The organism is Amycolatopsis sp. GM8 (assembly GCF_021653975.1).
Taxonomy (GTDB): domain Bacteria; phylum Actinomycetota; class Actinomycetes; order Mycobacteriales; family Pseudonocardiaceae; genus Amycolatopsis_E.
Genome location: NZ_JAJKFK010000003.1, coordinates 953499 through 972241, shown reverse-complemented (window position 1 = coordinate 972241; position 18743 = coordinate 953499). Strand labels below are relative to the sequence as shown.

Annotated in this window: 19 protein-coding genes; 16 read left to right on the top strand and 3 right to left on the bottom strand. The window is 70.6% G+C overall.

The window, feature by feature from the left end; all coding sequences use genetic code 11:
- Position 1: 1 nt before the first annotated feature.
- Together LOZ83_RS18000 and LOZ83_RS17995 are read right to left on the bottom strand one after the other, a co-directional pair.
- Positions 2-904: an LLM class F420-dependent oxidoreductase gene (locus LOZ83_RS18000; RefSeq protein ID WP_236791933.1), complete on the bottom strand. Its 903-nt coding sequence runs from the start codon at positions 902-904 to the stop codon at positions 2-4.
- Between the two features lie 109 nt (positions 905-1013).
- On the bottom strand, positions 1014-1703 hold the full coding sequence (locus LOZ83_RS17995; RefSeq protein ID WP_236791932.1) for a TetR/AcrR family transcriptional regulator: 690 nt from the start codon (positions 1701-1703) through the stop codon (positions 1014-1016).
- A 230-nt stretch (positions 1704-1933) separates the two neighbouring features.
- On the opposite strand from LOZ83_RS17995, the gene LOZ83_RS17990 reads away from it, so the two are divergent.
- A complete protein-coding gene (locus LOZ83_RS17990; protein WP_236791931.1) occupies positions 1934-2743 on the top strand; it encodes a TetR family transcriptional regulator in 810 nt (269 codons plus the stop codon).
- A 22-nt stretch (positions 2744-2765) separates the two neighbouring features.
- Here LOZ83_RS17990 and LOZ83_RS17985 read toward each other — a convergent pair whose 3' ends face one another.
- Positions 2766-3386, bottom strand: coding sequence for a metallophosphoesterase (locus LOZ83_RS17985; RefSeq protein ID WP_236791930.1), 621 nt, complete (start codon positions 3384-3386; stop codon positions 2766-2768).
- Between the two features lie 64 nt (positions 3387-3450).
- Between LOZ83_RS17985 and LOZ83_RS17980 the strand changes: the two genes are divergently transcribed.
- From LOZ83_RS17980 to LOZ83_RS17910, 15 genes are all read left to right on the top strand, one after another.
- Positions 3451-4485 carry a DUF2889 domain-containing protein gene (locus LOZ83_RS17980; RefSeq protein ID WP_236791929.1) on the top strand — a complete coding sequence of 345 codons (1035 nt, stop codon included), beginning with the start codon at positions 3451-3453 and terminating at the stop codon, positions 4483-4485.
- Positions 4486-4564: 79 nt separating this feature from the next.
- Positions 4565-4873, top strand: coding sequence for a hypothetical protein (locus LOZ83_RS17975; RefSeq protein ID WP_236791928.1), 309 nt, complete (start codon positions 4565-4567; stop codon positions 4871-4873).
- Positions 4874-4923: 50 nt separating this feature from the next.
- Positions 4924-6051 (top strand): acyl-CoA dehydrogenase family protein, encoded by a 1128-nt coding sequence (locus tag LOZ83_RS17970; RefSeq protein ID WP_236791927.1) that lies wholly within the window; start codon positions 4924-4926, stop codon positions 6049-6051.
- Positions 6052-6077: 26 nt separating this feature from the next.
- The gene (locus LOZ83_RS17965; protein WP_236791926.1) at positions 6078-7304 is read left to right on the top strand and encodes an acyl-CoA dehydrogenase family protein; all 1227 of its coding nucleotides are present in this window, start codon (positions 6078-6080) and stop codon (positions 7302-7304) included.
- Positions 7305-7331: 27 nt separating this feature from the next.
- A complete protein-coding gene (locus tag LOZ83_RS17960; RefSeq protein ID WP_236792115.1) occupies positions 7332-8429 on the top strand; it encodes an acyl-CoA dehydrogenase family protein in 1098 nt (365 codons plus the stop codon).
- A 22-nt stretch (positions 8430-8451) separates the two neighbouring features.
- Positions 8452-9570 carry an acyl-CoA dehydrogenase family protein gene (locus LOZ83_RS17955; RefSeq protein ID WP_236791925.1) on the top strand — a complete coding sequence of 373 codons (1119 nt, stop codon included), beginning with the start codon at positions 8452-8454 and terminating at the stop codon, positions 9568-9570.
- Positions 9571-9938: 368 nt separating this feature from the next.
- Entirely contained in the window at positions 9939-11126 is a 1188-nt protein-coding gene (locus tag LOZ83_RS17950; protein WP_236791924.1) for a lipid-transfer protein, read from the top strand.
- A 4-nt stretch (positions 11127-11130) separates the two neighbouring features.
- Complete coding sequence (locus LOZ83_RS17945; protein WP_236791923.1) at positions 11131-11565, top strand: Zn-ribbon domain-containing OB-fold protein; 435 nt, start codon at positions 11131-11133, stop codon at positions 11563-11565.
- 92 nt (positions 11566-11657) lie between these two features.
- On the top strand, positions 11658-13151 hold the full coding sequence (locus LOZ83_RS17940) for a class I adenylate-forming enzyme family protein (protein ID WP_236791922.1): 1494 nt from the start codon (positions 11658-11660) through the stop codon (positions 13149-13151).
- 21 nt (positions 13152-13172) lie between these two features.
- Positions 13173-14114 (top strand): nitronate monooxygenase family protein, encoded by a 942-nt coding sequence (locus LOZ83_RS17935; protein ID WP_236791921.1) that lies wholly within the window; start codon positions 13173-13175, stop codon positions 14112-14114.
- 33 nt (positions 14115-14147) lie between these two features.
- A complete protein-coding gene (locus tag LOZ83_RS17930; RefSeq protein ID WP_236791920.1) occupies positions 14148-14897 on the top strand; it encodes an enoyl-CoA hydratase-related protein in 750 nt (249 codons plus the stop codon).
- 23 nt (positions 14898-14920) lie between these two features.
- Positions 14921-15757, top strand: coding sequence for a hypothetical protein (locus LOZ83_RS17925; RefSeq protein ID WP_236791919.1), 837 nt, complete (start codon positions 14921-14923; stop codon positions 15755-15757).
- Positions 15758-15949: 192 nt separating this feature from the next.
- Positions 15950-17071 carry an LLM class flavin-dependent oxidoreductase gene (locus tag LOZ83_RS17920; protein ID WP_236791918.1) on the top strand — a complete coding sequence of 374 codons (1122 nt, stop codon included), beginning with the start codon at positions 15950-15952 and terminating at the stop codon, positions 17069-17071.
- A gap of 39 nt (positions 17072-17110) precedes the next feature.
- Positions 17111-17968, top strand: coding sequence for an LLM class F420-dependent oxidoreductase (locus LOZ83_RS17915; protein ID WP_236791917.1), 858 nt, complete (start codon positions 17111-17113; stop codon positions 17966-17968).
- A complete protein-coding gene (locus LOZ83_RS17910; RefSeq protein ID WP_236791916.1) occupies positions 17965-18723 on the top strand; it encodes an SDR family NAD(P)-dependent oxidoreductase in 759 nt (252 codons plus the stop codon). The genes LOZ83_RS17915 and LOZ83_RS17910 overlap by 4 nt, the downstream gene beginning before the upstream one ends.
- Positions 18724-18743 lie beyond the last annotated feature (20 nt).

The following is an 18743-nucleotide window of genomic DNA, read 5'->3' as shown; positions in this document are numbered from 1 at the left end:
GTCACGACAGGTAGGTGGTGCCGAAGGCCTCGACGAACTCCAGCGTCGCTGAGCGTTCCGCGACGGGACAGCTGACGCTCACCCACGTCACGCCGGCCTTCTCGATCTCGGCGAGAGATTCGCGATGGCGGTCGGCGTCCGCGTCCGGCGTGTCCAGTCCTGGTGCGTGATAGGAGTAGAGGACATCGATCTCCTCGGCCCGGCCGGCTGTCACCGCCGCTTCGCGGAGGTCGCGGATGGCCACCGCGAGTTCCGGCACTCCCGCGAGCGCGGCGGTCCGGGTGGTGGCGGCCAGCTGGGCACCGCCACCCATCGGCATCCACCCCTGCGCGTGCTGCGCGACGCGACGGCGGCTCAGTTTCGAGTTGCCGCCCACCCAGATCGGGATCGGGTCCTGGACCGGCCGCGGCCGCGCGATCACGTCGCGGGCGTTGAAATGCCGGCCCTGATAGCTGAACACGTCGCCGGACCAGTGCAGGGGCAGCACTTCCAGCGCCTCGTCGAACAGCGCGTTGCGCTCGTCCATGTCGACGCCGAGCGCGTAGAACTCGCTCTTCTGATAGCCGGTGCCGAGGCCGAGGGTCATCCGGCCGCCCGAGAGCTTGTCCAGTGTCGCGGCGGATTTGGCGAGCAGGAACGGGTTCCGGTACGGCGCCACCGCGAGGTAGGTCAGCAGCCGGATCCGCTCGGTGGCGGCGGCCGCGAAGCTCAGCGCGACGAACGGGTCGAGGCTCTGGTGCCCGCCGGTGGTGAGCCACCGGTTGCCCGGGACGGGGTGCTCGGTGGTGGAGAACCCGTCGAACCCGAACCGTTCCGCGGCCGCGGCCACATCCGGGACCGGGCCGGCGTCCAGCATGTCCGCGTCGACTCCACGCGTCTCGGGGTACTGGAATACGAACCGCATGTCGTCGCCACTCCTGTGTGTCGCCGGGCCCGGCCTGAGCTTCCGGGCGAACTATACCGTTGAGAGAACGGTAGCCATCACTGTAAAGGCACCGATGGGACTTCGGTAGTCAGAGGAGATCTTCGAAACCGCAGAGCAGGCGGTCGACGCCGAACGCGAAGTCCTCGTCGCTCGTGCCCGAGAGCGCGGTGTGGTCCACCAGCCCGTCGAGGACCGGCATTGCCGACCAGTCCGCCATCGCGCGCTGTCGGGCGGGGTCGACCGTCGGTGTGTTGGCCTTCCGCAGGATGCGATCGTGCACGATGCAGCCGCGGGTGTAGACGGCCACCGCGTTGTGCACCCGCAGCGCGTCCGCCGGGCCGAACCCGTCCGCGACCAGCTTCGCCACCAGCCGTTCCAGCACCTCCATCAGGCGGCGGCTGGCCTGGCTGCTGTAGGCCGCCGTGCGGATGTACAGCAGGTCGCACAGGACGTCGTCGCCGAGGTGGAGATCGCGTTGCGCGTGGAAATGCGTGGACAACGTGTGCTGCCAGGTGTCCGAGGCCCGTACCTCGGGCACCAGCCCGGCGTACTCGTCCACCGCGACGTCGGTCATCGCGTCGAGCAGCTCGTCCTTCTTGCGGAAGTACCAGTAGATGCTCGTCACGCCGACTTCGAGGTGCTGCGCGAGCACGGGCATGCTCAGCTGGTCCAGCGACGTCCGCCGGGCCACCTCGAACGCGCCGGCGACGATGTCCCCGGCGTTGATCGAGCCGCGCCGGCGTCGTTTCCGGGGCGCGCCGGCATCCGGCTTGGACACTTCGCTCCCTCCTCGCGCCGCAACAGTTCGGCATGCCTTACCGTAAAGTGTTCCGCAAGGTCGGTGCCGGTGCAAGCGCCCGGCGCCGCTCCAGTACCAGGCTCGGCAACGGGTACTGGAGCGGCCGCGGTGTGGCGTGTGCGGGCGGGCGCGGGGACCAGGGCTGATATGATGTCAAGAGGTTCGGGGGAGCGCGGACTCGGTCTCCGCGCAGGTGACAGGGAGACGGTGTGCCGAAGGCTGACAGTGCTGGACCGCGCAAGCGGCGTCAGCGTGGCTCCATCAACGCGGAGGACATTCTCGCGGGCGCGTTCGAGATCGCGCGGAGCACCTCGGTCGACGAGCTGAGCATGCCCATCCTCGCCAAGCATCTCGACGTCGGGGTCACGAGCATCTACTGGTACTTCCGCAAGAAGGACGAGCTGCTCAACGCGATGACCGACGTCGCCGTCGAAAAGTACGCCCGGCTGACGCCGGAGGTCCGCGCGGACGACACGTGGCAGCACGTGCTGATCGAGCACTTCATGTCGCTGCGGACCATCCACCAGGAGGACGAGGTCCTCTCGGACCTGATGTTCATCCGCACCTCGACCTACGGCCGCGACGCCGCGAAGAAGACCATGGAGATCATCGAGTCCGTGGTGGCGAAGCTCGTCGCCGACGGGTTCACCCCGGTCAACGCGCTCAAGGTGTACAGCGCGATCGGGGTGTACACGCGGGGCTCGATCATCCACGACCGCGTGCTGCGGCTGGCCAACGCGCCGACCGTCGACCCGGCGCGGCAGCGGAACATGACCGACTGGTCGGACATGCCGGTGCTCGGCAAGCTGATCGACCGGCACGCGATCTCCGGGACGAGCGACGAGGACTTCGAGTTCGGTATCGCCCGGCTGATCGCGGGCTTCGAGGTGTTCCTCGCCGAGGGGCAGGACCGCCGGGCCGGTTCGGCCCGCCGTCCGGCCGCCACCCGGGGCGGGACCACCGGGCGGGCCAAGCCGGCGACCACACGCAAGCCCTCGACCCGCCGGGCCGCCAGCTGACGTCCACAGTGGACTCCGCGTTTCACGCCGCGGTGAGGATTTCCCGCTCGGTCGGCCCGTCGAGTCCGCCCACGGGATTGGGAAAGCGCCGCACCTCGACCTCTTCACTGGCCGTGTCGAGGATGGCGTAGGAGACCATCGCCGATCCGTGCTCCCGGGTCTCGCCGATCGAGCCGGGGTTCACGACGAGGGTGCCGTGGTGGCGTTCGGCCATCGGCACATGGGTGTGGCCGACCAGCAGGAAATCGGCCTCCAGTTCGGCGCACCGGGCCAGCAGCGGGGAGCCGGTGAACAGGTAGTCGGTGTAGGGCGGGAACGGGCTCGCGTGCACCACGACGACGCGCTTGCCGTCCACCTCGAAATCGAGCCGCAGCGGCATTTCGCGCAACCGGGCGACCAGTTCCGGGACGACACCGGGACGGGCGATGGCGGCCGGGTTCTTCAGGAAGCCGAGTTCGTGGTTGCCGAGCACGTAGCGCAGGCCGTCGTCCAGGGCGCGGCCGATGACCTCGTTGGAGAACCGGTATTCGTGGATCAGGTCGCCGAGCAGGAGCACCTCGTCCGCCTCGGCCGCCAGCTCGTCGAGCGCGCGGGCGAACGACCCGGCATTGCCATGGGCGTCGGACACCAGGCCCAGTTTCACGCTCGCAACGCTATCATAAAGTTTATTCATTAATCTCAATCAGCGGCATGCGAGAGGGAACACGATGACTGGTCCGCGGCGCGCGCTGCCCCTGCTGACAGACCTGCCCGAAGCGCCACGCAACCCCCATGAAGGCACGCCGGCGCGGCCACCCGGTTCGGTGCGGCGGACGGCGCACTGGAACGCGACCTGGCCGGACGGGTTCGCCGGCGGAATGCGGATCGACGCGACCGCGCGCGATCTCGTGACCGGCCTCGACGGCGAACCGGGCCAGTCGGTGGACGCGCGGCTGGGCGTCCACGCCGATCCGCGCCGCGTGCTGCTGTCGCTTTCGAGTAATCCCGAACTGCCGCAGCTGAGCGAGCTGGTGGGACACGGTGCCGGCAGCGGTTATCGCGGCAGGCTGCGGGAACTGGTCCCGGACGAGCTTGCGGCCGGCACCCTCGCCTACTTCCTGCTCGACGACCTGCCCGGGGTGACGCTCGTCGGCCCGATCGCGTGGCGCCTGTGGCCGCCGCCCGAGTCCGCCGCCCCGGTGGCGCCCCGCCGGCCCCGTCGCGACATGACCGACATCTGCGCGGGTTTCCGCCGGGACGGCCAGCCGATCGCCCGCCTGATGAGCAGCGAGGATCCGCAGCACAACCTCGTGCCGGCCTTCGACCTCGCCGCGCCGGACGACGCGTGGGCGTGGCACGAGATCGCCGGGCCGCCCGGTGACGGGCCGATGATGCGGCGCCGGCGCCGGGTGGATGTCGTCGACGGGCCGCGGCTGCGGGTCGACTCCGTCTTCCGGGACAGCATGTGGACTCCCGAAGGGGGCGAGATCGTCGTGCACGAGTACGGCGTGCACGCGGTGGTCGACCGCGCCACCATGCGGCTGGTGTCGGTCACCGCCGACCCGAGGGTCCTGCCGTTCACCACCTGTCCCGCCGCGGCGGCCAACGTGGATTTGCTCACCGGGGAGCCGATGGCCACCCTGCGCGACCGCGTGCTCGAACTCGTGGTCGGCACCGACGGCTGCACACACCTCAACGACGCCCTGCGCGCACTGGCCGAGGTGCCCGTTCTCGTCGGGCGGCTCGCCACCGCCGGCTCTTGACGGTCACCCGCCGCTACCGTCTAATGAGATAACTCATTTAGCGAAAGCCCTCGCCCACCACCTATGGAGGAACGCAGCGATGAAGCCGCGCGTCGGTCAGTCCCTCACCAGCACGGTCGACTCGACCAGCGTCATCGTCGTCCGCTGGCCCGACCAGGACCTGGAGCTCACCTGCGGTGGCGTCGCGATGGTCAAGAAGGGCGAGCCGGGCGAGGGCAGCGCGACGGCCGACCCGGCCCAGATGGACGGCACTCTGCTCGGCAAGCGGTACGCCGCCGAAGGGCTCGGGGTCGAGCTGCTGTGCACCAAGCCCGGGCCGGGCACGCTCGCCATCGCGGGGACTCCGTTGCCGCAGAAGGAAGCCAGGGCGCTCCCGGCTTCCGACTGAGCGCACGGCCGAGCACGACCGCGCACCGCACCGGCACGCAAGGAGTCCCGATGGAGCTCGAGCTCTCGGCAGAGCAACGGCTTTTCCGCACGACGACGAAAAGCTTCCTGGAGAAGGAATTCCCGCTCGAACGGGTGCGCGGGCTGGCGGAGCGCGACACCGGTTTCGACCGCGAGTGGTGGGCGCGCGGCGCGGAGCTCGGGTGGACCGCGATGCTGGTCCCCGAGGAGCTCGGCGGTGGCAGCATTTCCGGTGCGGGCCTGCGCGATCTGGCGATCGTCGCGGAGGAGCTGGGGCGCGGGGTGGCGCCGGGCCCGCTGCTCGCCACGAACACCGTCCTCGCCGGCCTGGTGGCGGCACAGCAGGCCGGACCGGATCACGCCGCCGCGATCGAGGATCTGGTCGCCGGGCAGCGGATCGCGAGCTGGGCGGTCTACGAACCCGGTGGCCAGTGGGATCCACGGCACCCCGCGCTGATCGCGAAGGCCACTCCCGGCGGCTACCGGCTGCACGGCGTCAAGGACCGGGTCGAGGCGGCCGGGCAGGCCGACCTGTTCCTCGTCACCGCGGCCACCGGCGACGGCGTCGCCCAGTTCCTCGTTCCGGCCGCGACAGCGGGTGTGGTCGTCGAACCCCAGTGGAGCCTCGATCTCGCCCGCCGGTTCCACGTCGTGCGGTTCGACGACGTCGAGGTGCCCGCGTCGGCACTGGTCGGGTCCGCCGGTGCGGACGAGGTGCTCGAACGGCAGGCGCTGGTCGCGCTCGTGCTGCAGTGCGCCGAAACGTGCGGCGGGGTGGAGCGGGTTTTCGAGTTCACCACGCAATGGTTGTTCGACCGGTTCTCGTTCGGCCGGCCGCTGGCGTCCTACCAGGCGCTCAAGCACCGCTTCGCGGACATGCGCACCTGGCTCGAAGCGTGCCAGGCCACCACCCAGGCGGCGATCACGGCGGTGCAGGACGGCGCCGCGGACGCGCCGGAACTGGTCAGCGTGGCCAAGTCCTACGTCGGCGACCGCGCGGTGCAGATCATCCAGGACTGCGTGCAGATGCACGGCGGCATCGGCGTGACCTGGGAACACGACCTGCACCTGTTCCTGCGCCGGGCGACGGTGAACCGGTCGCTCTACGGCACGCCCGAGGACCATCGCCGGCGGCTCGCCGATCTGGCCGGGCTCTGAGGGCGGACACGGCGTACATGGAGGACATGAGCACGATGGAAGACGTCGCGTCGTTCCGCCTGCGGGCCAGGGCCTGGCTGGCGGAGAACATGCCGCGGATCGACCCGGACGCCGCGGCCCGGCCGCCCGGTGACGACGACGAGGAATGGACGAAAGCCCGTGAGCTGCAACAGAAGTTGCACTCCGGTGGCTTCGCCGGCATCTGCTTTCCGGTGGCGTACGGCGGTCTCGGTCTCACTCCCGCGCACCAGGAGGCGTTCACCGAGGAGTCTCTGCCCTACCAGATGCCGTTGCTGCTCAACGTGCCGACGTTCAGCATCTGCGCGCCCACCATCCTGGACATGGGGACCGAGGAGCAGAAGACCAGCCGGATCGGGGCCGCCATCCGCGGCGAGGAGATCCTCTGCCAGTTCCTTTCCGAGCCCAGCGGTGGCTCGGACCTCGCCGGGCTCATCACCCGCGCCGACCGCGACGGCGACACGTGGGTCCTCAACGGGGCCAAGACGTGGAGCACTTCGGCGTACGCGGCCGACTGGGCGCTGTGCCTGGCCCGCACCGACTGGGACGCGCCGAAACACCGCGGGCTCACGATGTTCCTGATGCCCACCAAGGCGCCCGGGGTCACGATGAACCGGATCCGCCAGGTCAACGGTTCCACGGAGTTCTGCGAGGAGTTCTTCGACGACGTGGTGCTGCCCGCGTCGGCCGTCGTGGGCGAGGTGAACGACGGCTGGCGCGTCGCCTCCCGCCAGCTCTTCCACGAGCGCACGGCCGTCGGCGGCGGGTCGCCGTACGTGAGCGGCCGAGGCGACCGCATCGCGTCGACCCCCGCTTCGGATCCCCTGGAGATCGCGCGGGTGACCGGCCGGGCCGGCGACCCGGCGGTCCGCGAGCGGATCGGCGCCTACCTGACCACGCAGAAGGTCCAGGAGCAGCTCGTCGAACGGGTGTCCCGCGGCATCCAGGGCGGGCAGCTGCCGCCGCCGGCGGCGTCGTTCATGCGGCTGCTGCACGCCGAAGCCGACTGGGAACGCAACGACATCGCGGTGCAGATCGCCGGAGCGCTGGCCACCACGGGAACCGGCGGCGCGGTGGTCGGCGTGAACTACCTGATGCGCCAGGGCGCGAGTCTCGGCGGCGGCAGCACGGAGATGTCCCGCAACATCATCAGCGAGCGGGTGCTCGGGATGCCGCGGGAGTTCGCCGCGGACCGGGACATCCCCTTCGGTCAGGTCAAACGGGCGCGCGGCTGAGCGCGCCGGAGGGATGCCATCTTGAGTGTGATCGACGAGCTGCGCGCTTTCCTCGACGAGCAGCTGCCCCCGTTCCGCGAGCGCTGGGGTGACCAGCCCCCGTTCGAGGGCAGGCTCGCGTGGCAGCGCACGATGCAGGCCGGCCGGTGGGTCGCGCCGCAGTGGGCCGAGGAACACGGCGGCCGCGGGCTCGACGTCGTCACCGCGCTCGCCTGCTCGGCGCTCCTGACCGAGTCGGGGGCGCCCGCCACCGCCGGCATCTTCGGGGTCGCGAACGTCGGCCCGACGATCGCGCAGTGGGGCACCCCGGAGCAGCGCGAGCACCTGCCGCGGATCCTCGACGGCAGCGAACTGTGGTGCCAGGGCTTCAGCGAGCCCGGCGCCGGCTCGGACCTCGCGGGACTACGGACCCGGGCGGTGGTCGAAGGCGACGAGCTGGTCGTGAACGGCCAGAAGATCTGGACCTCTGACGGGATGCGGGCGCATTTCATGCAGCTGCTCGTGCGCACCGACCCGGAAGCGCCGAAGCACCGCGGGATCTCCGCGCTGCTCGTGCCGCTGGACACGCCGGGCATCGAGCGCAGGCCGATCCGCCAGATCACCGGCGAGGCCGAGTTCGCCGAGGTCTTCTTCACCGACGTGCGCGTGCCCCTGCGGAACCTGCTCGGCCCGCTGCATAAGGGCTGGCAGGTCACCATGACCACCCTCGGCCACGAGCGCAGCGGCGTGGTGACGCAGGCCGCGATCATCCAGCGCCAGGTCGAGCAGCTGGTCTCCGCGGCGCGTGCCGCCGACTCCGGCCTGGACCCGTTGCTGCGCGACGAGCTGGTGCGGCGTTACGTCGAGGGGCGGATCATCGGCGTGCTGGGGGAGCGTTCGCTGGCTTCGATCAAGGCGACTGGGCAGCCGGGCGCGGAGCAGTCGATCATCAAGCTGGAGTGGAGCCGGCTGAGCCAGCGGCTCGCCCGCACCCGGCTCGCGCTGGGCGGCGCGGGCGCCGTCGCCGGGGACGACCCCGGTGCCGCGCAGGCGTACCTGCGGTCTCGGTCGTCGACGATCGCGGGCGGCACCACCGAGATCATGAAGAACATCCTCGCGCAGCGGGTGCTCGGGCTGCCCGCCTGAGCCGGACTTCTGGGAGAACGCCATGGAGCACGATCTGTCGCCCGAGGCCAACGAGCTGCGCGACACGGTGCGCGCCTTCCTCGAACGCCGCTCGCCCGAGGCCTCCGTCCGCGAGGTGATCGAGTCCGGGATCAGCGTCGACCCCGAGGTGTGGCGGCAGATGGCCGGACAGCTGGGGTTGCAGGGTTTGCTGGTGCCGGAGTCCCTCGGCGGCCAGGGCACGACGTTCAGCGAGATGAGCGTGGTGCTGGAGGAGCTGGGCCGGGCACTGCTGCCCGGCCCGTTCGTCTCCAGCGCGGTGCTCGCGGCGACGGCACTGCTCGCCGCGGGCGAGGACCCGCTTGCGCGGGAGCTGCTCGGCGGGATCGCGACCGGCGAAACGGTGGCGGCGGTGGTGTTCGCGCGCGGACTCACCGGTGAACCGGACGAGTCGACTGTTGTCGCCACGCCGTCGGACGGCGGATGGGAACTGCGCGGCCGGGTCCGGACGGTGCTCGACGGCGGGTGCGCGGGCACGCTGCTGGTGGTCGCGCCGGCCGGCGAGGGCCTCGGGTTGTTCGCCGCCGAGGCGGGTGCGGACGGGGTCGAGGTGGTGCCACTGCAGACGTTGGACCTGACGCGGGAAGCGGCGCGCGTGGAGTTCGCGGGCACACCGGCGCGGCGGATCGGCGGGGATTTCACCGACGGCGAGCAGACCGTGCTGGCGGCCGGCGCGGCCGCGATGGCGGCCGAAGCCGCCGGCGCGACGCAACGGGTGCTCGAACTCGCCGTCGAGTACGCGGGTGTCCGCGAGCAGTTCGGCCGGCCCATCGGCTCGTTCCAGGCCGTCAAGCACCTGTGCGCGGACATCTTCGCGATCGCGGAATCCGCGACGGCCGTGGCGCGGCACGCGGCCCGCGCCATCGCGACCGGGGACGGGAGCGTCGAGGCGGCGAGCCTGGCGAAGGCCTACACGAGCGAGAAATGCGTCGACGCCGCCGAGATGGCCGCCCAGGTCTTCGGCGGGATCGGCTTCACCTGGGAGCATCCCGTGCACCTCTACCTGCGCCGCATCACGGCCGCCGCGCAGTACTTCGGCACCGCGGGCCACCACCGGACGCGACTGGGCGAGCTGATCGGGCTCGCCGTGGCGGCGGTGTGACCGGCGGACGCTCACGCGGCGGCGCTCCAGGGCCGCCGGTCATCATGTCGACGATCGTCTTGTGCCGGTGCACGCGCGTCCGCAACGGGACCATCTGGTCTCGCCGGCAGCACGCCGCTTCGTCGCCCCTGCTCTCGGCGCCGAGGCACATCGCCGTGGTGACGGCCGTCAGCGCGGGCCCGTCGTCGCCGGTGGTTCGATCCGCCACGCGTGCCGCGGCGCGCGGTGATGAGCTGCCGCCGTACCTTCGGCCCGGCTGCCGCTGCGTGGGTTAATCAGTTAGATTAATGCTTTACATGACACGATATGGCTGATACCACTGTCGGAGGCCTTGCCGACGCTGGATGGTGACGGGAGTTCGTTGACGTATGTTCCCGAAGGATGAGACTGCGGTGGTCGGCGTCGGGTCGACGCCGTACTACAAGCGTGGGGCGTCCCTGCCTCAGACGAAGATCGAGATGGCGTGCAAGGTCATCCTCGCCGCGTGTGAGGATGCCGGGCTGTCGGTCGAGGACGTCGACGGGTTCGCCTACTACTCGGGCGGTTTCGACACCGGCCTGATCGCGCAGACGCTGGGGATCCCGGAGGTCCGGTTCACCGCGACGCTCACCGGTGGTGGCGGCGGCGCGGCCGGCAGCGTCGGGCTCGCGGCGGCGGCCATCACCTCCGGCCACGCCAACGTGGTCGTTTCGCTGATGACGTTGCAGCAGGTGACCGGGGCCCGGTTCGGCGCCGCGTTCGCGAGCAAGGGCGGCGGCACCTACTCCCGCCCGGTCACCCCCGAGATGGACTTCGTCACGCCCCACGGCCTGTTCGCGCCCGGGCAGATGTTCTCGATGCTGGCCCAGCGGCACATGCACCTCTACGGCACGCGCCGTGAGGCGTTCGCCGAGGTCGCGATCAGCGAACGCGAGAACGCGGTCAACCGGCCGACCGCGCGGTTCCGCGACCGCATCACGCTGGACGACTACATGAGCGCGCGGATGATCTCGGATCCGCTGTGCCTGTTCGACTACACGCAGGAGAACGACGGCGCGGTCGCGGTCATCACGACCACGGCCGAGCGCGCGCGGGACCTGCGCAAGCCGCCGGTCTACGTGTCCGGCGCCGCGAACGGGTCCGCGGGCCGCTGGGGTCAGGCCATCATGTGGATGGGCATGCCCGACGAGTACTTCGCCTCCTCCGGGCACCGGACGGTGGCCAGGGACGTCTACGCGCGCGCCGGGGTCACCGCGGCCGACATCGACGTGGCGCTGCTCTACGACCACTTCACCCCGATGGTGGTGATGCAGCTCGAGGACTACGGGTTCTGCGAGGTCGGGGAGGGCGGGCCGTTCGTGGAGAGCGGCGCGATCCGGTGGAAGACGGGGTCGATCCCGGTCAACACCCACGGCGGCAACCTCTCCGAGGCGTACATCATCGGTATGACGCACGTGAAGGAAGCGGTCGAGCAACTGCGCGGTGAGGCCGTGAACCAGGTCGAGAACGCCGAAGTCGCCCTGGTCAGCGGCGGCCCCGCACCCACCCCGGTCAGCGCGATCATCCTCAGGAAGTGACACCATGACCCGACCCGCAGGCGCCCTGCCCGCCGAGTTCGCCGACGTCCACCCCGACGCGTGGACGGAGCCGTTCTGGCTCGCCAACCGTGAGCAGCGGCTCACCATCCCGAAGTGCGTCAACTGTGGCACGTTCCGTTTCCCGCCCGGCCCGTTCTGTCACTCCTGCCGCCATCAGGAGGTCGAGCAGGTCGAGATCTCCGGCGCAGGCACCGTGTACACGTACACGGTCGTGCGGCACGCCGTCGTCCCGTCGCTGGCCGACAGCGTGCCGTACGTGATCGCGGTACTGGAGTTCGACGACGCACCCGGTGTCCGCATGATCGCGAACATCGTCGAGTCCGATGTGGACGCCGTGCGCATCGGCTCACGCGTCGAGCTCGCCTGGGACCACGTCGACGACGAGGTCACCGTGCCCCGCTTCCGGCTCGCCGGCTGACCGATTCCGAAGCTCCCGAAGGGCTCCCGTTCGGGATACAGTACATATGTATTACTGATTAGAGTGTCAAAAATGGTGCGCGGGAGAGGCCGATGAACCTGGCGATGATCCTCGACATGGTCGCGGACGGGATGGCGGACCGGGTCGTCCTCGGCGACCGGACCGAGGGCCTGACCGGAGCGGCGATCCGGGAGAAGGCGAGCGCGGGCGCCGCCCGGCTCACTTCGGCCGGTGCGGACCGCCTGGTCTTCCTCGGCGGCAACGGGCCCGCCTTCCCGGTGGCGATGTTCGCCGCGACGCTGGCCGGGGTGCCGTTCCTGCCGGTGAACTACCGGCTGAGCGCCGAACAGCTCGCCGACATCCTGGGCCGGCAGGAGAATCCGCTGGTCGTCACGGACAGCCCGGAGCGGGCGCCGGGGCTGGCCACGATCAGCACGAGCGAGTTCCTGGCGCTGCCCGCGGCCGAGACGCCGGCCACCGACGACCTCGACCCCGACGCCGTCGCGGTGCTGCTGATGACCAGCGGTACCACCGCCGCGCCCAAGAGCGCCGTGCTGCGGCACCGGCATCTCGCGTCCTACATCTTCGGCACGGTCGAGTACGCGTCGGTGCCCGAGACGGACGCGACGCTCGTCTGCGTGCCGCCGTACCACGTCGCCGCGGTGGCGAACGCGCTGTCCAACCTCTACTCCGGGCGCCGGGTGGTCTACCTCGACCAGTTCACGGCCGCCGGCTGGCTGGACACGGTGGAGGAGCAGCGGATCACGCACGCGATGGTCGTGCCGACCATGCTCGTGCGCATCGTCGCCGAGCTCCGCGACCGCGGGCGGGCGGCGCCCACGACCCTGCGGTCGCTGTCCTACGGTGGCGCGAAGATCGCCGCCGAGGTGCTGGCGGACGCCCTGGAGTTCTTTCCTGACACCGGATTCGTCAACGCCTACGGTCTCACCGAGACAGCGTCCTCGATCGCGGTGCTCGGCCCCGACGACCACCGTGAGGCGCACGCCAGCGACGACCCGGCGGTGCGCGCCCGGCTCGGTTCGGTCGGCCGCGCGCTGCCGTCGGTGGAAATCGAGGTGCGCGACCTGGACGGCCGCCCCGCGGCGCCCGGTGAGGTCGGGGACATCGTCGTGCGCGGGCCGCAGGTCGCGGGCGAGTACCTGGAGGCGGGCAGCCTCGTCGACGCCGAAGGCTGGTTCTCCACGCGCGATCGCGGTTATCTCGACGAGGCGGGCTTCCTGTTCGTGCGGGGCCGCGCCGACGACACGATCATCCGCGGCGGCGAGAACATCGCGCCCGCCGAGATCGAGGAGGCGCTCAGCGACCACGAGTCGGTGCTCGAATGCGCGGTCGCGGGAGTCCCGGACCTCGAATGGGGGCAGCGCATCGCCGCGTTCGTGGTGCTGCGCGAGGGCCATCCGACGACCGCGGACGAGCTGCGCGAGTTCGCGCGGGCGCGGTTGCGCGGGTCGAAGACCCCCGACGAGATCGTGTTCCTGGCCGAGCTGCCCACCACCGCCACCGGGAAGATCCTGCGCCGCGACCTCGTCGCGATGGTGAGCGAGAAGGACACCCAGCACGCCTGAGGGCGAGAACGGACCCCACAGATGGCCGCGTTGCCCCTGTTGAACGACCTCCGGGTGCCTGTCTTCTGCGCTCCGATGTTCCTCGTCTCGGATCCCGATCTCGTCGTCGCCGCCTGCACGGCGGGTGTCGTCGGGACGTTCAATCATCTGAACGCGCGGACGGCCGGGGATTTCGAGCGGTGGATGGACGAGATCACCGCGCGGCTGGACGAGGCGCGCCGGGCCGATCCGCAACGCACGGTCGCGCCGTTCGCCGTCAACGTCGCGGTCCGCCGGGCGCCGCTGGAAGAGCGCTACGACCACGACCTGGAGGTCATCCGCAAGCACGAGGTGCCGCTCGTGATCTCCATGAACGGCAGTCCCCGCGCGATCGCGGAAACCGTGCACGGCTACGGCGGGGTGCTCATCCACGACGTCCCGTCGGTGGAACTGGCTCGCAAGGCCGTCGACGCCGGCGCCGACGGCCTCATCGCCCTGTGCGGGGGAGCGGGCGGGCACACCGGCACCGCCAACCCGTTCGCGCTGGTGCCGCAGATCCGCCGGTTCTTCGACGGGCCACTGGCTTTGGCCGGCGCCGTCAGCGACGGCCGGGGCATCCGGGCCGCGCAGGCGCTGGGGGCCGACTACGCCTACATGGGCACCCGGTTCATCGCCACCCAGGAATGCGGTGTGCCGGCGGCGTACAAGGAGCTGCTGGTGTCCCAGGGCACCACGGACGTCATCGCCACCGACGCGATCACCGGTCTGCTGGCCAACTTCCTGCGCGGCTCGATCGCGGGCGCGGGCCTGGATCCCGCGGCGCTGCCGGCGCCGAAAGCGCTGTTCCAGCCGGCCATTCCGGAAGACATCAAGGGCTGGCGGGACGTGTGGAGCGGCGGCCACGGCGTCGGGCTGATCGACGACATCCCGGCCGTGGCGGAGCTCGTCGACCGGCTGCGGCGCGAATACCTGGCCACCTCCTGAACGCCCGGGAGCCCTGACAGAAAGGACAGCGCGGTGCCCACACTCGTCACCGAACGGCGCGGCCCCGTCGTCATCCTGCGCATCCAGCGGGAGCACAAGCGCAACGCGATCGATCGGGAGACCACGCTGGGCATCGACGCCGCGCTGAACGCGCTCGACGACGATCCGGCGCTCCGGGTCGGCATCATCACCGGCACGGACAGCATCTTCTCCGCGGGCACCGACCTGAAGGAGCCCGGCGCCCGCACCGAGCGAGGCGGCGAGTACGGGGTGATCCGCCGGCGGCGGCGCAAACCGCTCATCGCCGCCGTGGAAGGCGCCGCGCTCGGTGGCGGCTTCGAGATCGTCCTCGCCTGCGACCTCGTCGTGGCGTCGAGCACCGCGCGGTTCGGGCTACCGGAAGCGTTGCGGGGAGTCATGCCGACCTCGGGCGGCCTGTTCCGGGCACCCCGGGGCCTGCCGCCGATGATCGCGAACCAGCTGATGCTCACCGGCGAGAATCTGTTGCCACAGCGGGCTTTCGAGCTGGGACTGGTCAACGAACTGGTCGAGCCGGGGCAGGCGGTCGACAAGGCGGTCGAGCTCGCCGAGCGGATCTGCCGGTCCGCGCCGACCTCCGTCGAGCAGATCCTGACGCGACAGCAGGACCTGATCGCCGACGACGAGACACGGGGCTGGGCGGCCACCGCGGCCGCGGTGGAGGTCATCGTGGCCTCCGACGACATGAAGGAAGGCGTGGCCGCCTTCTTCGAGAAGCGCCCGCCCGCCTGGCCCGGCAGCTGACCGGCTTTGAAAGGAGTGACAACGTGGTCGACGACATTCGCACGGTTTCGCCTGAGGACCATTGGGAACAGTTCGAGAAGGCGTGGACGGCGCTGCTGACCTATCGGTATCTGGGGAAGCAGAGCCCCGGTCTCGACGCGGGTGTGGAGCGGGAGACGATGCCGCTGCGCACCGACATGCGCAATTCTTCGGGCGGGGTCATGGCCGCGCCGTTGTGTATCGCCGCGCCGGAGCCCTACTGGCGGGACGACCAGGTCATCCCGGCTCCCGTGGTGATGAGCTACGAGATCCTCGACAGTGCCCGCGACGTCAAGCAGGTCGACGTGCTGCGCGAGGTGGTGCATCTGGGCCGCACGATGGGGTTCAGCCGGTCGAAGATCGTCGACGCCGCCGACCACGGGCGCGTCGTCGCGGTGTCGTGCGGCACGGGGGTCAGCCTCGGTGACGTGCCCGAGGGGTACGAGAAGGTGAGCAACCCGCCGATCGACGTTTCGGGCCGGGTGCTTCCCCCGCTGCCGGTCGCGTTCGGCGCGGAACGGGGCGAGGACGGGGTGTGGCGGCTTCCGGTGATGAAGCGGGAGCTGGCCTCGCCGCATGCCGCGCTGCATCTGGGGCCGATCAACGTGGTGCTCGAGGCGGCCGCGATGGAGCTGGTCGCCGGCCACGCGGGCACGGAGTCCGTCCAGGTGGAGAGCTGGACGGTGATGATGATCCGGCCCGGCACGGCCGGCCCGTTCCGGGCGGCGGCCGAGATCGTCGGCGGCGGCACCGAGCGCATCGCCACCCAGCTCACCCTGCGCGACGAGGGCAAGGACGACCGGGTGATCAGCGTGGCCAACGCGGTCTTCCGGCGCGTCTGAATTCCGTATCCTTTGGAGCCGCCAATCTGGCAGGCGACGCAGCGCATACCCGAAATTGAGGCTCCTGAAAGCTTGACAGCGCCACGATCCCGAGGTGAGACTCCTCACGAGGGAAAACGGCATTTTCGCTGAGCTGCCAGGGCCGCATGGGCTCACCCGCGCCGGCTACGACCGGCAATTCCTGGAGGTGTCATGGTCGAGATCGCCACGGAGGTCCGCTGGCAGGACCATCGTCTGGAAATCCCGATGGAGCGAATCAAGCTGTCCGAGGAGCTGGGGTTCGACGCGGTCTTCACCGCGGGCGGCTACGGCTGCGAGGAACTGGTCAACCTGGGCTACATCGCGGCGCTGACGAGCCGCCTGAAGATCGGGACCCGGGTCACGGAGGTCACCGGGCGCGCGCCCGCGGTGGCGGCGATGGCGTATCAGACGCTCAACCACATGACCGGCGGCGGCCGGGTCATCGCGGGCCTCGGCACCGGCTCGGTGCCCACCGCGGAAGGGTTGCAGGGCAAGCCATGGGGGCGGCCGGTGGCCCGGATGCGCGACTTCGTGACGATCATGCGGCAGCTTTTCGCCGGCGAGAAGGCCAGCCACCAGGGCAAGGAATGGTCGGCGCCGTACCAGGGTCCCGACGCGCGGGGCGCGGAGTCCTCCTCGATCGGGCTCGTACCGCTGGGCGAGATCCCGATCGTGGTCGGCGCCGCCGGCCCGCAGATGACGAGCCTCGCCGCCGAGATCGGCGACGGCTGGATGCCGGCCGGCTGGGCGCCGGGGATCATGCCGCTGATGGAACCGTTGCTGCAGAAGGGTTTCGACAAGGCGGGCGACGGCAGGAGCCTGAAGACCTTCGACATCTGGGGCCACGTCGACATGAGTGTGCACGACGATGTCCGCGAGGCCATGCGGCCGTTCAAGGAATACGTCGTGACCTGGTCGCAGCTGCAGCACCAGTTCATGGCGGCCCGCGGCTATCCGGATCTGTCCGCCACCCTGGGCGCGATCATCGCCGAGGCGACCGAGGCGGGCGCGGCCGACAATCCCCGGGGCCGGCACCTGGAGGGCCGCCCGATGTTGGACGAGCCGTACTGGCAGCGCGCCCTCGACGCGGTGCCCGACGAATACATCGACGACGGCTGGCTGGTCGGGCCGGTGCGGCGCATCCAGAACCGGGTGGCGCCGTGGCTCGACTGCGGGCTCACCGGCGTCATCTTCCGCTACGGCCACCAGATGACCCACGACCGCCATGTGGAGAACCTCGACGCGTTCCGCGCCGTCGCCGCAGCCGCCGGCCGGAAATCGTTCACGGGCTGAGTCACTCGTGCCAGAGCCCACGTCACGGAGGAGCCGCTCGTGCAGTTCGGCTTGAACATCGTCCCCGTCCATCCCGGACAGTTGAGCAAGGTCGCGGTCCGCGCCGAGGAGCTCGGCTTCGAGTCGCTGTGGAGCGGCGAGCACGTCGTCACGCCGACCGTGCTGCAGCACAGCTATCCGGGCCGGACGGGCAAGCCACCGTTCGCCTGGAACTCCCGGTTCCTGGATCCGCTGGCCACGCTGACCTTCCTCGCCGGGATCACCAGCCGGGTGCGGCTGGGTACCGGGGTGCTGGTGATGCCGCTGCACGACCCGGCCACCCTGGCCCGCGCGATCACCACGGCCGACGTGCTCTCCGGCGGCCGGTTGTCACTGGGCATCGGCGTGGGCTGGATGCGCGAGGAGTTCGACGCGACCGGGCAGGAATTCACCAATCGCGGCAAGCGAACCGATGAGATGATCACGCTCCTCGACAAGCTGTTCCGTGAGGAGACCCCGAGTTTCGCGGGCGAGTTCTACTCGATGCCCGAAGTCGGCTTCGAGCCCAAGCCGGTCCAGAAGCCCCGGCCGCCGTTCCTGATCGGCGGCCGGGCCCCGGCGGCGCTGCGCCGCGTCGCCCGCGACGGTGACGGGTGGTACGGCAGCCTGGAGTCGCCCGACGAGATCCGGTCGATCCTGGCCAAGGTGCAGCCGTTGCGGGCCGAGTACGGTCGCGCCGATCTGCCGTTCGAGGTCACCGCGATCATGGGGTGGGGCAAGGGTTACGACCGTGAGCTCGTGGAGTCCTATGCCGCGGCCGGGGTCGACCGGCTCGTGGTGACGCCGTGGGCCCGCAGCAGGCAGGCGATCGAGGCGATCGAGCGGTTCGCCGCCGACGCGGGACTGGAGGCACAGTGAGCGAGCACGAAGCGGCCGAAGAGTTCGCGGGGCGCACGGCGCTGGTCACCGGCGGTGGCAAGGGGATCGGGCGGGCCATCTCGCTCGAACTCGCCCGGCGTGGAGCGGATGTCGCCATCAGCTACCGCAGCGACACCCCCGCCGCCGAGGAAACCGCCGCCCTCGTACAGAAGCTGGGCCGGCGGGCACTGCTGGTGCAGACCGACGTCGGTGACGAGGCCGCGAACATCGCGACCGTGGAACGGATCCGGGCCGAGCTGGGTCCGATCACGCTGCTGGTCAACAACGCGGCCTACACCAAGCGCCAGCGCCCGGCGGACATCACGCCGCGCAGCTGGCGGTCGATCTTCCGGACCAATGTGGACGCGGTGTTCCAGCTGATGTGGCTGGTGCACGAGGACATGGTCGCGGCGGGTGGCGGAGCGATCGTCAACATCTCGTCGCAGGCCGGTTCCCACGCCGAGCCCGAGATGATCGCCTACGGCGCCTCGAAGGCCGCGCTCAACTCGCTCACCGCGAGTGCCGCACTGGCCTTCGCCAAGGAGAAGATCAGGGTCAACGCGGTGTCCCCGGGATTCATCCGCACCCCGCGGATGGACACCGTGGACGAGGCCACCGTGCGGCAGCTGCTCAGCGGCATCCCGATCGGCAGGATAGGCGAGCCCGAGGACATCGCCGCCACCGTCGGTTTCCTGCTGTCCGACGCCGCCTCGTTCGTCACCGGCCAGGTCTGGGCAGTCGCCGGCGGCAAGTGATCCCGACACCTCGGGACCGT

What these genes read in the sequence shown, in the direction of transcription:
- LOZ83_RS18000 (WP_236791933.1), bottom strand. Translation starts at nt 904, where the DNA reads ATGCGGTTCGTATTCCAGTACCCCGAGACGCGTGGAGTCGACGCGGAC.
- LOZ83_RS17980 (WP_236791929.1), top strand. Translation starts at nt 3,451, where the DNA reads ATGACTGGTCCGCGGCGCGCGCTGCCCCTGCTGACAGACCTGCCCGAA.
- LOZ83_RS17975 (WP_236791928.1), top strand. Translation starts at nt 4,565, where the DNA reads ATGAAGCCGCGCGTCGGTCAGTCCCTCACCAGCACGGTCGACTCGACC.
- LOZ83_RS17970 (WP_236791927.1), top strand. Translation starts at nt 4,924, where the DNA reads ATGGAGCTCGAGCTCTCGGCAGAGCAACGGCTTTTCCGCACGACGACG.
- LOZ83_RS17965 (WP_236791926.1), top strand. Translation starts at nt 6,078, where the DNA reads ATGAGCACGATGGAAGACGTCGCGTCGTTCCGCCTGCGGGCCAGGGCC.
- LOZ83_RS17955 (WP_236791925.1), top strand. Translation starts at nt 8,452, where the DNA reads ATGGAGCACGATCTGTCGCCCGAGGCCAACGAGCTGCGCGACACGGTG.
- LOZ83_RS17950 (WP_236791924.1), top strand. Translation starts at nt 9,939, where the DNA reads ATGTTCCCGAAGGATGAGACTGCGGTGGTCGGCGTCGGGTCGACGCCG.
- LOZ83_RS17945 (WP_236791923.1), top strand. Translation starts at nt 11,131, where the DNA reads ATGACCCGACCCGCAGGCGCCCTGCCCGCCGAGTTCGCCGACGTCCAC.
- LOZ83_RS17940 (WP_236791922.1), top strand. Translation starts at nt 11,658, where the DNA reads ATGAACCTGGCGATGATCCTCGACATGGTCGCGGACGGGATGGCGGAC.
- LOZ83_RS17935 (WP_236791921.1), top strand. Translation starts at nt 13,173, where the DNA reads ATGGCCGCGTTGCCCCTGTTGAACGACCTCCGGGTGCCTGTCTTCTGC.
- LOZ83_RS17920 (WP_236791918.1), top strand. Translation starts at nt 15,950, where the DNA reads ATGGTCGAGATCGCCACGGAGGTCCGCTGGCAGGACCATCGTCTGGAA.